We start from the raw sequence: 13231 nt of genomic DNA on the forward strand, positions 1-13231 counted from the left end.
GCGCCGGCACCTGAGCTAACCACCCACCGCCACGGGCTGGTTGCGTGATGTGGCCGCACCAACCCCGGGAGGCCGCTCATGGCAGCGCACCAGCTCACCTTGTCCGTACCCACCACACCAACCGCGGTCACCGACGCCCGGCACCAGGCGATGACCGCGATAACAGGCTGGGAGGCGGAGCTGGACGACGAGCTGATGCACACCGTCGAGCTGCTGATCAGCGAGCTGGTCACCAACGCGGTCCGCCACGCCGGCCCCGGCCAGATCTCGATGACCGTGCGGCTCGTAGAAGCCGTCCTGCGCGTCGAGGTCCGCGACTCCAGCCCCGCGCTGCCCCAGCTCAGTTTTCCGGACGAGTGCAGCGAGAACGGCCGCGGTCTGTTCCTCGTCGCAGCTCTGGCCGACCGGTACGGCGCCGAGCCGACGCCGACGCCGACGCCGACGCCGACGGGCAAGCGGTGCTGGGCCGAGATCGACCTGTCCACCGGCTCGGACCAGAAAGACGCCATCTCCCTTCCCTTGCAGAGGAGTTGACCGTGACAACCACCGCCTCCACCCCGACCCGGGCCGCAGAGGTGATCGCTGTAAGCCCCGGACCTCCGCTCGCCGGCACCGTCACCGTCGACGGCTCCAAGAACGCCGCCCTGCCGTTGCTGGCCGCCGCGGCAGCGCTCGGTCGCCCGGTGCGGCTGACCAACGTCCCGGCCAACACAGACGTGCAGATCATGCTCGCGCTGCTGCATCAGGCAGGTTGGCACGTAGCGCAGCCTGTAGGCGAGCCGACCGCTGCGGTGATCCTGCCGACCCAGAGCCGACGTACGCACACCGAGCTTCGCCAAGCCGCCCACATCCGTGCGTCCTACTACCTGGTGCCCGCCCTACTCGCCCGCCACGGGGAGGCCCGGCTGCCGTGGCCGGGAGGCTGTCGAATCGGCGCACGCGGGATGGAACTGCACTTCACGGTGTACGAGGCGTTCGGCGACCGCACAGCAGTCGACGACTCCGGCTACCGGGTCGAAGCTGTCACGTCGCGCACCGGCACCGTCTCGCTGGTGTTGCCGTTCCGTTCGCGCGGGGCGACCGCGGCCGCCGTACTCCGGGCAGTCACGACCAGCCGCCCGTTGCGGCTGGGCTCGCCCAACCTCTCTCCGGAGATCTTGTGCGTGCTCGACGCCCTGGAGACGGTGGGCTGGGAGACCCGGACGAGCGAGCGCCTCCTCACCCTCACGCCACCGTCCTCGGGCCTGATCGACGGCATCGCCTGGGAAGTTCCCGGCGACAAGATCGAGGCAGGCACACTGGCGTGCGCGATCGCTGCAACCCGCGGTACAGCCCGCATCCAGGGCGTGCACGGCAGGGACGTAAACCCGCTCATCGCTGCCCTCCGACGGCTGGGCATCCCGGCCGGCGCCGACGCCGGCATTCTCTCCGTCCGTGCCCGAGACGCGCGACCGACGAGTCGTGGTCTGCGGGCCATCGCGTCCCTCAGCCCCGGCGGGCTGGACGCCGACTTCGAACCACCCCTGATGGCACTCGCCCTCAGCCTTCCCGGCACCCACCTGTTCGCCGACGCCATAAACCCCGGCCGCCACAGCAACCTGCTGCCCCAACTTGCCCGCCTCGGAGCCGACTTCGAGGAGCTCTCCCCCACCGAGTGCCGCCTGACCGGACCCCAACAGCTCACTGGGACAGGCGTGGAGGCCACCGACATCCGTACCGGCTCCGCTCTCATGGTCGCCGGCCTCACCGCCCAAGGCGTCACCACCGTCGGCGGCCTCGACCAGCTCCGCCGCGGTCACGCCGACCTTCCCGGCAAACTGCGCGCCCTCGGTGCCGACATCTGCGAGGTCACCCCATGACCCGTCATCGCACCGTGCGGCAGATCGTGGCCACCACGGACGTGCACTCCTCCTTCGACAACACCGCCCCCTTCCCGACCCATCTCCATGCGCTCCGCCCCACGTCACTCATCGTGGACTGCGGAGACTTCTTCGAGGGCAGCGGCTACTACCGCCTCGCCCACGGCACCGTCGAACGCGACATCCTGCTCAAGCTCTACGACGTACTCGCGCCCGGCAACCACGGCTGGACCCACCACTTCGAACCCGACCTGCACCGACTCACCGTCTGCGCCAACGCCGTCGACGCCACCGGCCAAGCGCTCTTCCGTCGCCTGCACACCACCCGCATCGCAGGACGACAGGTCGCGATCACAGCCGTGATCGGGCAGCAGGCGTTCAACGCCATCCCTGCCGAGCATCGAGCCGATCACCGCGTGACCGAACCCGTCCAAGCCCTGCGCGAGGTGATGCTCACCCACCACCACGAGGTCGACGACTGGATCCTGCTCAGCCACTCCGGCTTCGACGAGGACCTCAAGCTGGCAGCCGCCTGCCCCTTCCTCGACGTGATCTTCGCCGGGCACTGCCACAGCGACCAGTACGGCCCTGTCCGCGTCGGCGACACCCTCATCGTCAAGGGCCGCGAACTCGCCGACGGGTACGCCATCGCCACACGCGTCGGACAAGGCTGGGGCGCCGGCACCACTCGCTTCCCGGACCGGGCTCCGGCCCGTGTCCCGGCCGAACTAGCGCCGCTGGAAGCAAAGATCGGCGGACTCAGGCAGCAACTGACCGCCGTCCTGGGCCCCGTGACCGAGGCATATCGGCACCGGACTCCCGATCGCCACGGCCTGCTCGTCGACCTCGCAGCACGCCTGCGCACGGGACTCGGCATCGACGCGGTCATCCTCAACGAAACGGTGCTGCGTCCCGTTCCGCTCGGCGGCACCCTCACTCTGGGCGACCTGCTCGCCATCGAGCCCTTCGACAACCAACTGGTCCACGCGAACATCCCGGAGGACTTCCGCAAGAACCTTGATGGCCTGCTGGCTCATCTCACCGAACAGGCCGGCCCACTCGTGACCGCACCGGATCCCCTGCCGGACGGCATCACCAGCGTATTGACCACCGACTACATCGCCAGCACCTGCCTCGCCGGCCGCACCCACGCCGCAGGGCTGCTGCTCAGCCAAGCCGTCAAGCACGTCCTCACCGCGCCGGCCCAGGGAGGCACTCGATGATTCTCACGGGCCCCGAGATCACCGCCGCCGCCCAGGACGGGCGCCTTCGCATCACCCCCTTCGCCCCCGACCAGGTCAACCCGAACAGCTACAACGTCCGCCTCGGCCCCACTCTGCTCACCTACACCGCCGACGTCCTGGACGCCCATCAGCCCAACCCCACCCGTGAGTTCACGATCGGCCCGGACGGATACGTCCTCCAGCCCGGCGAGTTGTACCTAGGTCACACCCTCGAAAAGGTCGGCTCCGACACTCTCGTCCCGCTTCTGTTCGGCCGTTCCTCGGTTGGGAGACTCGGCCTGTTCGTCGAGATCACCGCCCCCATCGGAGACATCGGCTTCCACGGCCAGTGGACCCTGATGCTCACACCGATCCGCCCCTTGCGCGTCTACGCGGGCATGAGGATCGGACAGATCATGTTCTTCGCCTCCATCGGCCCGATCGCCCTGTACCGCGGCAAATACCAGGCGGCAGACGGTCCGCAGCCCTCCCGCTACTGGCGCGACGTGACAAAACTTCGGGCGGTGGCCTTGTGATCCTCACCGGACCCGGCATCGCCGCCGCCCGAGCCTCGGGCGAGATCACCATCGAGCCGTACGACTCGGCTCGCCTCTCCCCCAACGCCTACGACTGGCGCCTCGGCGACACCCTGCGCATCTGCGACACCGACCTGGACGCCGCGACTCCAACCCCGTACGTCGAGACCACCATCCCCGCATCCGGGCTGGTCCTGCAGCCCGGGGTGCTCTACCTCGGCGTCACCCACGAACGAACCGGATCAGAGACGTACGCCCAGTTCCTCAACGGCGACCGCACCATCGGCGCGCTCGGCATCTGGGTCCATGTCTCCGCCCCACTCGGTCACCAAGGCCACGCCATCCACTGGACCTTGGAGATCCGCGCCGCCAGACCCGTCCGGGTCCATCCCCGGATGACCTTCGGCAAGCTCGTCTTTCTCCACTGCCTCGGCACCCCGGCCAGCTACCAACTGCACGGCCTCAAATACACCGCGACCGCAGGCATCGACATCTCCCGCCTCTACGAAGAACTCGCCGGAGGTACGACATGAGCGCGCTTCTCGCGACCGCCCTCGACCTGCCCTTCGGCAGCGCCGGCGGAAGTGTCGAGCTCTTCCTCGACCTCTATACCGGCGAGAACCCTCTCCTCCCTGCCCGCGCTTTCATGCTCGCCCCGCGGCCTCGTCCACCACGTCTGCCTGCGGGACTGGAGTTGATGGACGTGCCGGGCAAGTGCCTGTCCGGGCCGCCGTTCGCCCTGTACGTCAACGCGCTGCGCAGGGCTTTGTCCCAGCTCATCGACCCGGCGGACATCGATGTGCTTCACCTCCAGCACCTCACCTTCGGCGGCACACCGGCCCTGATCCGCGCGCTGCCCACCCGGCCACGCATCGCGCTCGTCCACGGCACCGACCTGCTCTTCGCCGAAGCCCGAAACGACCAACTCCGAGTCCTGCGAGAGAGCACCCGCGCCGCCGACGCCATCGTCGTCCCCACCGGCGCCATGGCCGATCGACTGCTGAAGCTCGTACCGACCACCAATCGCCGGAAGATCACGAACATCCCGTGGGGCATCCCCGACCACCTGCTCACCGACCCGCCACCGCGTCCCGGGAGGCGTCCAGCCGGACATTTACGCCTGCTCTACGCCGGTCGCCTCACCTGCGAGAAGGGCATGGAGACCCTCCTGCGCGCATTGCCCGCGATCGAGGCAGCCGAACTGAGCATCGCCGCACCGCCCCACCAGTTCCGCACCTTGACCCCGCTCCTGCGTCTGCTCAAGGTCCACGTCCGATATCTCGGCTGGCTGAACCGCCCGCAACTGTGGAACACCTTCGCCGACCACGACGCCCTAGTCATGCCGTCGACCACGCTCGAGGCCATGGGGCTCGTCGCCCTCGAAGCCCAAGCCTGCGGACTGCCGGTCATCTACCAGCCCGTCCCCGGACTGAGCGACGTCCTTGCCGCGAGTGGCCACAGCACCGACTTCACCAACCCGACGGTCCTCGCTCATGACCTCACCCGGCTCCGCACCACACCTGGCCTGCTCCCGGCACTCCAGGCCGCAGGCCGCGCGAACGCGGCTCGCTATCCCCTCACCGCTACTGCAGCCGCCCTCACCGACCTGGGCAAACAGCTCATCTGACTTGCCCGCGCCGCAGTCAGATCCGTACCAGCGCCTCACTACGCTGACCCACGGGACATCACACGGCCCACGATCGATCGGGAGACCATGGCGCTCGACCTCGACACTGACCGCATCCACCAGCTCCTCCACGACGGGGTCCGCGACAGGGTCTACCCCGGTGCTGTCTGGGCGATGGGCAACAGCCTCGGGATCCTGGCCAGCGGCACCGCAGGCGTCCTGGATCCCGATCAGCCGGGCGAACCGATGCGGCACGACACCGTCTTCGATGTCGCCAGCCTCACCAAGATCCTCGCTGTGTGGTCGACCATCGGCTGTCTCGTCGAGGACGGAAAGCTCCAACTCGACACACCGTTGGGCGACTTCTGGTCCGAGGTGAGCGGACGCCCACTGGGGCAGGTGACCGCACGTCACCTGCTCACCCACACCGCCGGCGCCCCCCTCCGGGCCAACCTCAGGAACCTCTACGGCACCGATCCCCAGGACGTCCGCGACGGCGTCCTGCGCGAAGCCCTGCACCGGCCACCCGGCGAGGCCGTGGAGTACACCGACCGCGCCGCCCTCATCCTGGGCTACCTCGCCGAACACCTCTCCGGCCAGAGCCTCGACGCACTCGCAGCCGACCGCGTGTGGCAACCCCTTGGCATGACGCAGACCCGCTTCGGACCGTTGCCGGCTGGTGTCACTGCCCGCTGTGCACCAACCGAACTCGACGACAACACGAAAACCCATCTCAAGGGGTCGGCACACGACTTCTCCGCGCGCTTGCTGGGCGGAGTGTGCGGCATCGCGGGCGCGTTCTCCGTCCTCGACGACCTTGCCGCGTTCTTGCGCTACCTCTTGGCCCCGGCCCGAGTGAGCCAGTCACCCGGATTCGGGCCCGACTGGGTCAAGGAATCCCTGCGGCTCCACACAGGCGAACTCACCCCGCCCCGTGGCCTGTTCTGGCACCCGGCCCCGGGCACCACACCCAAGACCGACGACGCCTGGGTCCACTACGGCTTCACGGGCACGGGCATGTGGATCTCTCCTGACAAGGACCGTTGGGCGGCTCTACTCACCAACAAGCTCTACTTCACCCGTGACCGCGAGCCACTCACACAGGTGCGGAATGCATTCCGCTCACACGTCTTCACCTGAGCCGGGCCCGTTAATGGAGCTCCTTCGGCGAGTGGAACTGAACACGAGCATGTGGCTCTCGGTTGTACGCTCCTCTGCGCCTGTCCGATCGGAGGACGATGAGCACTGCCAGCAGGTTCGAACGCTTCGTGCAACACATCGCGGTGACCTCGGCGCAAGAGGAGGCTGCCCTGCGCACGGCGCGCACGGTCACGGAAGCGTTGAGCAGGCACTACTACGGGCAACCCATCGCCGACGCCACGACCATGAAGGTGATCGGGGCCTACGGCAAAGGCACCGCGGCACGACCTCCACGTGACATCGACATGCTGTTCGTGATGCCCGATTCCGAGTACAACCGCTTCCGCACCTACAGGTCGAACGGCCAGTCCGCACTCCTCCAGGAGGTCAAAGAGGTGTTGCAGAAGAGGTTCACGACCACCGAGAGGATCCGAGGCGACGGTCAGGTGGTCGTCGCCGAGTTCTCCGGACACCGAGCCGAGATTCTTCCGGCGTGGCAGCTCCTCCTTCCCGGCTTCCGGATCCCCGACACACACAACGGGGGCCGCTGGCGAAAAGTCAATCATGACGCGGAGATCCGGCACATTAACCGGTCCGATGCCTACAACAAGGGCGGTACCCGGCACCTGGTCAAGATTGCCAAGACCTGGCAGCAGGAGTGCTCAGTACCCGTCAGCTCCCTTGTGTTGGAGCTGTGCGCCGTACGGTTCCTCTTCTGGTCCTGGTTCCCCCGCGCAGAAACATTCCATGACTATCCAGCGATGGTGCGGGATTTCTTCCGCTTCCTCATCCGCCAGTCCGGCGGCTCCTCATCCATCCCCGGGACGACCGAGCGCAAAATGCACGGAACAGAGTGGAAGAGCAAAGCGGAGAGCGCCTACCGCATGGCGACCCAGGCTTGCGAGTACGAGCGGTTGGGCAAGGAGTCCGACGCCGTCGCGGAGTGGCAGAAGATCTTCGGGAGGTGTTATGTCGGCTAACGCTGGGGCACGGAACGAGGTCAACGTCCAGACAATACGGGAGAGTTACGGCCGGGTCGTCTACTCGCACAAGACACACGAGAAGGCGCGGGAGATCGAGTCAACGAAAGCGGATATGGCGAAGTGGGTGAACATCACCCTCGTGACCCTCACATCCGGAACGCTATTGACGGCCTTGGTCTCGGACCAGCGAGTTCTCCTGTACATCAGCAGCATCGTTTCGGCTCTGGCGTTGGCCTTCATAGTCTTCCAGCTCAGCTTCTCTCCGGAGAAGGCCGCAGAACAGCACCGCGCCACAGCCAAGGAGTTGTGGCTCATAAGGGAGAAGTACGTTCACCTCTTGGCGGACGTGGAGACCGGCGCGGCGAACGTCGACATCCGCAGGCGCCGGAACGAGTTGATCGAAGAACTGAACCACATCTACCGCCTGGCCCCGGACACTTCCAGCAAGGCATATCGAGCAGCACAGCGAGCCCTGCAGATCAACGAGGACATGACGTTCAGCGACGAGGAATTGGACCGGATGCTGCCTGCCGCATTGCGAGCAGCCCGGTAGAAACATTCGCGCTCATTCAGGGTCGCCGCGAAGTGGCCCTGGCAGCGACAGATACTCAAAGTCCCCTGAAACACTGCGCGCTGAGACTTCGCACACGCTTTGCGCCATGCGTACCCATGTATGCCCGTCGCGCCCCTTCAACGCTTGGCCTCTCCAGACCGGACCGCCAGGGGGCGCAGGACGTGAACGCGCTACAGACCCACATCCCGGCTACGGATGTCCTCCAGCGACTCGCGGCGGACCAGGAGACGGGCGAGGCCGTCGCGTACGGCGGTCACCGGTGGGCGGCCGACAAGGTTGTAGCCGGAGGCCATGGACAGGTGGTAGGCGCCGGCCACGGGTACGGCGAGCAGGTCGCCGGGGCGGATGTCGGCGGGGAGTTGGGTGTCGGCGGCGACGATGTCGCCCGCCTCGCAGTGGCGACCGACCACGGTCGTCCGGGCCGGGGCCGCGGTGCTGTGCCTGCCGATCAGGCGTGGGGCGTAGCGGACGCCGTAGAGGGCCGGGCGCGGGTTGTCGCTCATGCCGCCGTCCACGGCGACGAACACCGTCTCGCCCGAGCGCTTCACGGACAGGACGCGGTACACGGCGATGCCCGCGGGGCCCACGATCGCGCGTCCCGGTTCGATAATCAGGCGGGGGACGGGGAGTCCGGCCGCGGCGCAGGCGCCGGTGAGTTCGGTGCGGATCTTGCGGGCCAGTGACGTCAGGTCCAGGGCTTCCTCACCGGGGCGGTAGGCGATGCCGTGGCCGCCGCCGAGGTCGAGTTCAGGCAGGACCAGGCCGTGCTGCTCGTGCAGCCGGGCCATCAGGCCCACGACCCGCCGCACAGCCGCCAGGTACGGCTTGACGCTGGTGATCTGCGAGCCCAAGTGGCAGTGCAGGCCCGTGAGTTCGAGCTGTGGCTGGTCGAGGATGCGGGCGATGGCGTGCTGGGCATAGCCGTCGGCGATCGATAGGCCGAACTTCTGGTCGTCCGTGCCGGTGCGGATCTTCTCGTGGCCGCCGGCGCTGATGCCGGGCACGACCCGGACCATCACCTTCTGGTGTCCGTCGGGTCCTACCGCCGCGGCCAGCCGGGCGATCTCCGACGGGCTGTCGATGACGATGCGGCCGACGCCCAGACGCAGGGCGGTGTCCAGGTCACGGGGCGACTTGGCGTTGCCGTGCAGCGTGATCCGCTCCGGCGGGAAGCCGGTGGTGACGGCGAGTTCCAGTTCGCCGGTCGAGCAGACGTCGAGGCCAAGCCCCTCTTCTTCGATCCAGTGGACCACGGCCCGGCACAGGAACGCCTTGGCCGCGTACAGGACTTCGGCGTCCGGGAAGGCGTGGCGGTAGGTGCGGCAGCGGTCGCGGACCTCGGCCTCGTCGAGGACGTAGACGGGAGTGCCGAAACGGTCGGCGATCTCCGCGAGCGATGCGCCGCCCACGGCGAGGTCGCCGGGCCGGGGCTCGGTGGTCGAGGCGGGCCACACCGACAGTTCGGCGGAGGCGGAAGCAGAAGTGCCGGTGGCCGTGGCGGTGGCGGTGGCGGTGACAGCGGGTTCTTGGACTGTGGTCATCGTGGCTGCCCTCTCAGGCGATCCGCATCGCGGGAACGGGAGTGGCGGGCTCGACCGGTGCGGGAGCCGGTGCCCAGAACTGCGGGTCCACCGTGACGGTGGTGACGCCGAGCGGGGCGGTCAGTGCGCGCAGGGCCGGCTCAGCGAGGCGGATCCACGCCTGGTCGGGGCCGAGCGTGGCGGTCAGTCGCCGTACGGAGGTGAAGCCGACGGCCGTACGGTCGCCGAGCGGGGTGCGGAAGAGCCGGGCCGCACACCCGGAGTTGCCCGGCCGGACCGGTACGTAGAGGAGTCCGGCCGGGAATCGATCGGCGGGGTCGGGGTCGTCGTCGTGGAGACGTTGTGCCATGAGGTGCCTCCGGGAGGGCAGCGAGCGAGTGCTCTGGAACGCCCCGGACGCGGGGAGGCGGTCCGGGGCTTGTCTTCGACGTTATGCCCGTGTCCCGGGCACCCGGACGTGCCCTGACGGGACGCTGACGTCCTGCCGGACGACTTTGACGGAGCGCTGACGCGCTGGTGAGAGGGCGTGTCGAAGGTCGTCAGAGGGCCGCCAAGAAGTGGCGCGAGGGGTGGTCGGAAGCCTCGGAACAGGAGTGGGATGGGGACGTTCCGAGGAGGATCCGATGTTCGAGATGTCCGAGTCCCAGCTGCCCTCGACCGCTCGCCTCGTGGTGGGAGTGAGCGGTTCGCCGGGCAGTCTCACCGCGCTGGTCCGGGCCGCCGACGAGGCCCGGCGCCGCGGGGCCGAACTGTGGCCCGTGCACGCCTGGGAACCGCCCGGCGGAGAACTGTCGGCCCGCAGGTCCCCGGCAGCGGCCTACCTGGTCCCGGAGTGGGAGCGGCTGGCACGGGAGAGGCTGCTGGATGCCCTGTGTGACGTGTTCGGCAGCGCGGGCTCCGGGCTGCCCGGGCAGCCACTCGTCATCCGCGGCGCCCCGGGGCCGGCGCTGGTGCGGATCGCCGACCGGGAGGACGACGTCATCGTGATCGGCGCCGGACGGCGAGGGCGGCTGCGCCGCGCCCTGCGGTCGTCGGTCGGCCGCTACTGCCTCGCCCACGCCGACTGCCCCGTTCTCGCGGTACCGCCGTCCCCGCTTCAGGCCGCGCTGGAGGCCGCGCACCGCCGGAACGTCCTGCGGCTTCGGCTGGACACCGGGCGCCTTGAGCGGGAGTTCGACTCCGTGCCGCCCGGTGACTGAGCGCCTCAGGGCGTGGTCGCGGCCGGCAGATCCGACTGCTGCGGCAGCCGCTCGGGGGCCGTCGGTACGACGAGCACCATCGTGAGGCCGCCACCCGGCGTGTCCTCGGCGTGGATCGTGCCGCCGACGGCCTCTATGAAGCCGCGCGCGACCGCGAGGCCGAGGCCGACGCCCGCGCCGCGGGGTGAGTCGCCGTAGCGCTGGAAGGGTTCGAAGATGCGGTCCTTGGCCTCGTCCGGGACACCGGGTCCGCGGTCTACGACCCGTACCTCCACCCGATCGGCGATGGCGCTCGCCGACACCAGGACCTTCTCGCCAGGCGGGCTGTACTTGACTGCGTTCTCGACGACGTTGGCGACGGCCCGTTCCAGCAGCCCCCGGTCGACGTCGACCATCGGCAGGGTCTCGGGGATGTCCAGTTCCACGCTGTCCTCGGGCACCCCGCCGAGCGCCATGGGCACGACCTCGTCGAGGTCGGTCTCGCGGATGATGGGGGTGACGGTGCCGGTCTGGAGGCGGGACATGTCGAGCAGGTTGCCGACCAGGAGATCGAGCCGGTCGGCGCCTGCCTCTATGGCCTGGAGCAGTTCCGCCCGGTCCTCCTCCGACCACTCGACGTCCTCGGAGCGCAGCGAGGTCACGGCGGCCTTGATGCCGGCGAGCGGGGTGCGCAGGTCGTGGCTCACGGCGGCGAGCAGTGCCGTACGGATGCGGTTGCCCTCGGCCAGTTCCTTGGCGCGGTCGGCCTCGCTCTGCAGGCGCTGGCGGTCCAGGACGACCGCGGCCTGGGCGGCGAACGCGGCCAGCACCCGGCGGTCGGCGGCCGGCAGCACCCGGCCGCGCAGGGACAGGGCCATGTGGTCGCCGACCGGTACGTCGACGTCGGCGTCCTCCGGCTGTTCGGCGGGCCGGGGCCCCACACTGCCGGCGCAGGTCCAGGGAGCCGTCTCATCGTTCCGCTCCAGCAGGGCCGCCGACTCCATGCCGAAGGTCTCGCGGACCCGTTCCAGCAGCGCCTCCAGCGAGGTCTCGCCGCGCAGGACGTTCCCCGCGAGGTAGGACAGGATCTCCGACTCGGCCCGCAGCCTGGCCGCCTGGTGCGTACGGCGGGCCGCGAGGTCCACCACCGAAGCCACGGACACGGCCACCCCGACGAAGATCGCGATGGCGACGATGTTCTTGGGATCAGCGATCGTGAAGGTGTGGACGGGCGGGGTGAAGTACCAGTTCAGCAGGAGGGATCCGACCACCGCCGAGGCCAGTGCCGGGAAGAGTCCGCCGAGCAGGGCCGCCGCCACCGTCAGGGTCAGGAACAACAACATGTCGTTGGCCAGGCCCACTTCGGGCGCGACACTGGTCAACAGCCAGGTCAGGAGGACGGGCCCCAGCACGCCGACGGCCCAGCCCCAGATGACCCGGGAGCGTCCCAGGCGTGCTCCGCGCGCCGTCGGCAGTCCGCGTCCCTTGCCCGCCTCGTCGTGGGTGATCAGGTGGACGTCGAGATCGGGGCCGGAGTCCCGGGCGACCGTCGAACCGACGCCCGGCCCGAAGATGTTCTGCCAGCTCCTGCGGCGGGAGACGCCGAGGACGATCTGGGTGGCGTTGACCCCGCGCGCGAAGTCCAGCAAGGCCACGGGGATGTCGTCCCCGACGACCTGGTGGAAGGTGCCGCCGAGGTCCTCGACCAGCGTGCGCTGGACGGCCAGTTCCTTCGGGGAGGCGGAGGTGAGCCCGTCGCTGCGGGAGATGTAGACCGCCATCACCTCGCCGCCGGCGCCCTTCTCCGCGAGCCGCGCGGCTCGCCGGATCAGGGTCCGGCCCTCGGGACCGCCGGTCAGGCCGACCACGATCCGCTCGCGCGAACCCCAGATCGCCGAGACCTGGTGCTCGCTGCGGTACTCGGTGAGATAGGCGTCGACCCGGTCGGCCACCCACAGCAGCGCCAACTCCCGCAGGGCAGTGAGGTTTCCGGGGCGGAAGTAGTTCGACAGGGCCGCGTCGACCTTGTCCGACTTATAGATGTTCCCGTGCGCCATACGGCGGCGCAGCGCCTGCGGTGACATGTCGACCAGTTCGATCTGATCGGCTCTGCGGACGACCTCGTCGGGCACGGTCTCGCGCTGCCGTACTCCGGTGATCGACTCGACGATGTCGCCCAGCGACTCCAGGTGCTGGATGTTGACCGTCGAGATCACGTCGATCCCGGCGGCCAGCAGTTCCTCCACGTCCTGCCAGCGCTTGGTGTTGCGGGAGCCGGGGATGTTGGTGTGGGCCAGTTCGTCGACCAGGGCCACCTGGGGTCCGCGGGCCAGGACGGCGTCCACGTCCATCTCGCTGAAGACGCTGTCCCGGTACGCCAGTTCCTTGCGCGGGATCTGCTCCAGGCCGTGCAGCATCACCTCGGTGCGCGGCCGGTGGTGGTGTTCCACGAAGGCCACGACGCAGTCGGTACCGCGCTCGATTCGGCGATGTGCCTCGGAGAGCATGGCGTAGGTCTTGCCGACGCCGGGTGCCGCGCCGAGGTAGATCCGGAGCTTGCCGCGTGCCAT

The 13231-nt window shown here is 68.9% G+C and carries 13 protein-coding genes; 10 read left to right on the forward strand and 3 right to left on the reverse strand.

What is annotated here, in order from left to right; genetic code table 11:
• The first annotated feature begins 78 nt into the window (after positions 1–78).
• The 9 genes from ACQHII_RS10535 (at position 79) to ACQHII_RS10575 (ending at position 7921) form a co-directional block, all read left to right on the forward strand.
• Positions 79–534, forward strand: coding sequence for an ATP-binding protein (locus ACQHII_RS10535; protein WP_427919039.1), 456 nt, complete (start codon positions 79–81; stop codon positions 532–534).
• Positions 535–575: 41 nt separating this feature from the next.
• Entirely contained in the window at positions 576–1859 is a 1284-nt protein-coding gene (locus ACQHII_RS10540) for a UDP-N-acetylglucosamine 1-carboxyvinyltransferase (protein WP_427925281.1), read from the forward strand.
• The gene (locus tag ACQHII_RS10545) at positions 1856–3082 is read left to right on the forward strand and encodes a bifunctional metallophosphatase/5'-nucleotidase (RefSeq protein WP_427919040.1); all 1227 of its coding nucleotides are present in this window, start codon (positions 1856–1858) and stop codon (positions 3080–3082) included. Before ACQHII_RS10540 ends, ACQHII_RS10545 begins: the two co-directional genes overlap by 4 nt.
• On the forward strand, positions 3079–3618 hold the full coding sequence (dcd, locus tag ACQHII_RS10550; protein ID WP_427919041.1) for a dCTP deaminase: 540 nt from the start codon (positions 3079–3081) through the stop codon (positions 3616–3618). The genes ACQHII_RS10545 and dcd overlap by 4 nt, the downstream gene beginning before the upstream one ends.
• Positions 3615–4151, forward strand: a complete 537-nt coding sequence (locus ACQHII_RS10555; RefSeq protein WP_427919042.1) for a dCTP deaminase — start codon at positions 3615–3617, stop codon at positions 4149–4151. The genes dcd and ACQHII_RS10555 overlap by 4 nt, the downstream gene beginning before the upstream one ends.
• Positions 4148–5245 carry a glycosyltransferase family 4 protein gene (locus ACQHII_RS10560; RefSeq protein WP_427919043.1) on the forward strand — a complete coding sequence of 366 codons (1098 nt, stop codon included), beginning with the start codon at positions 4148–4150 and terminating at the stop codon, positions 5243–5245. Before ACQHII_RS10555 ends, ACQHII_RS10560 begins: the two co-directional genes overlap by 4 nt.
• Positions 5246–5332: 87 nt before the next feature.
• Positions 5333–6385: a serine hydrolase domain-containing protein gene (locus ACQHII_RS10565; protein WP_427919044.1), complete on the forward strand. Its 1053-nt coding sequence runs from the start codon at positions 5333–5335 to the stop codon at positions 6383–6385.
• Positions 6386–6483: 98 nt separating this feature from the next.
• Positions 6484–7365, forward strand: a complete 882-nt coding sequence (locus ACQHII_RS10570) for an SMODS domain-containing nucleotidyltransferase (RefSeq protein WP_427919045.1) — start codon at positions 6484–6486, stop codon at positions 7363–7365.
• The gene (locus tag ACQHII_RS10575) at positions 7355–7921 is read left to right on the forward strand and encodes an SLATT domain-containing protein (protein ID WP_427919046.1); all 567 of its coding nucleotides are present in this window, start codon (positions 7355–7357) and stop codon (positions 7919–7921) included. Before ACQHII_RS10570 ends, ACQHII_RS10575 begins: the two co-directional genes overlap by 11 nt.
• A 191-nt stretch (positions 7922–8112) precedes the next feature.
• On the opposite strand, the gene lysA is transcribed toward ACQHII_RS10575, so the two are convergent.
• Positions 8113–9483: a diaminopimelate decarboxylase gene (gene lysA, locus ACQHII_RS10580; protein ID WP_427919047.1), complete on the reverse strand. Its 1371-nt coding sequence runs from the start codon at positions 9481–9483 to the stop codon at positions 8113–8115.
• A gap of 13 nt (positions 9484–9496) precedes the next feature.
• Positions 9497–9832 carry an SAV_915 family protein gene (locus tag ACQHII_RS10585; RefSeq protein WP_427919048.1) on the reverse strand — a complete coding sequence of 112 codons (336 nt, stop codon included), beginning with the start codon at positions 9830–9832 and terminating at the stop codon, positions 9497–9499.
• Between the two features lie 283 nt (positions 9833–10115).
• Between ACQHII_RS10585 and ACQHII_RS10590 the strand changes: the two genes are divergently transcribed.
• The gene (locus ACQHII_RS10590) at positions 10116–10682 is read left to right on the forward strand and encodes a universal stress protein (protein WP_427925282.1); all 567 of its coding nucleotides are present in this window, start codon (positions 10116–10118) and stop codon (positions 10680–10682) included.
• Positions 10683–10687: 5 nt separating this feature from the next.
• On the opposite strand, the gene ACQHII_RS10595 is transcribed toward ACQHII_RS10590, so the two are convergent.
• On the reverse strand, positions 10688–13231 hold the full coding sequence (locus ACQHII_RS10595) for a DUF4118 domain-containing protein (RefSeq protein ID WP_427919049.1): 2544 nt from the start codon (positions 13229–13231) through the stop codon (positions 10688–10690).

This window comes from Streptomyces sp. cg40 (genome assembly GCF_050320165.1).
GTDB classification, from domain to species: Bacteria; Actinomycetota; Actinomycetes; order Streptomycetales; family Streptomycetaceae; genus Streptomyces; species Streptomyces hokutonensis.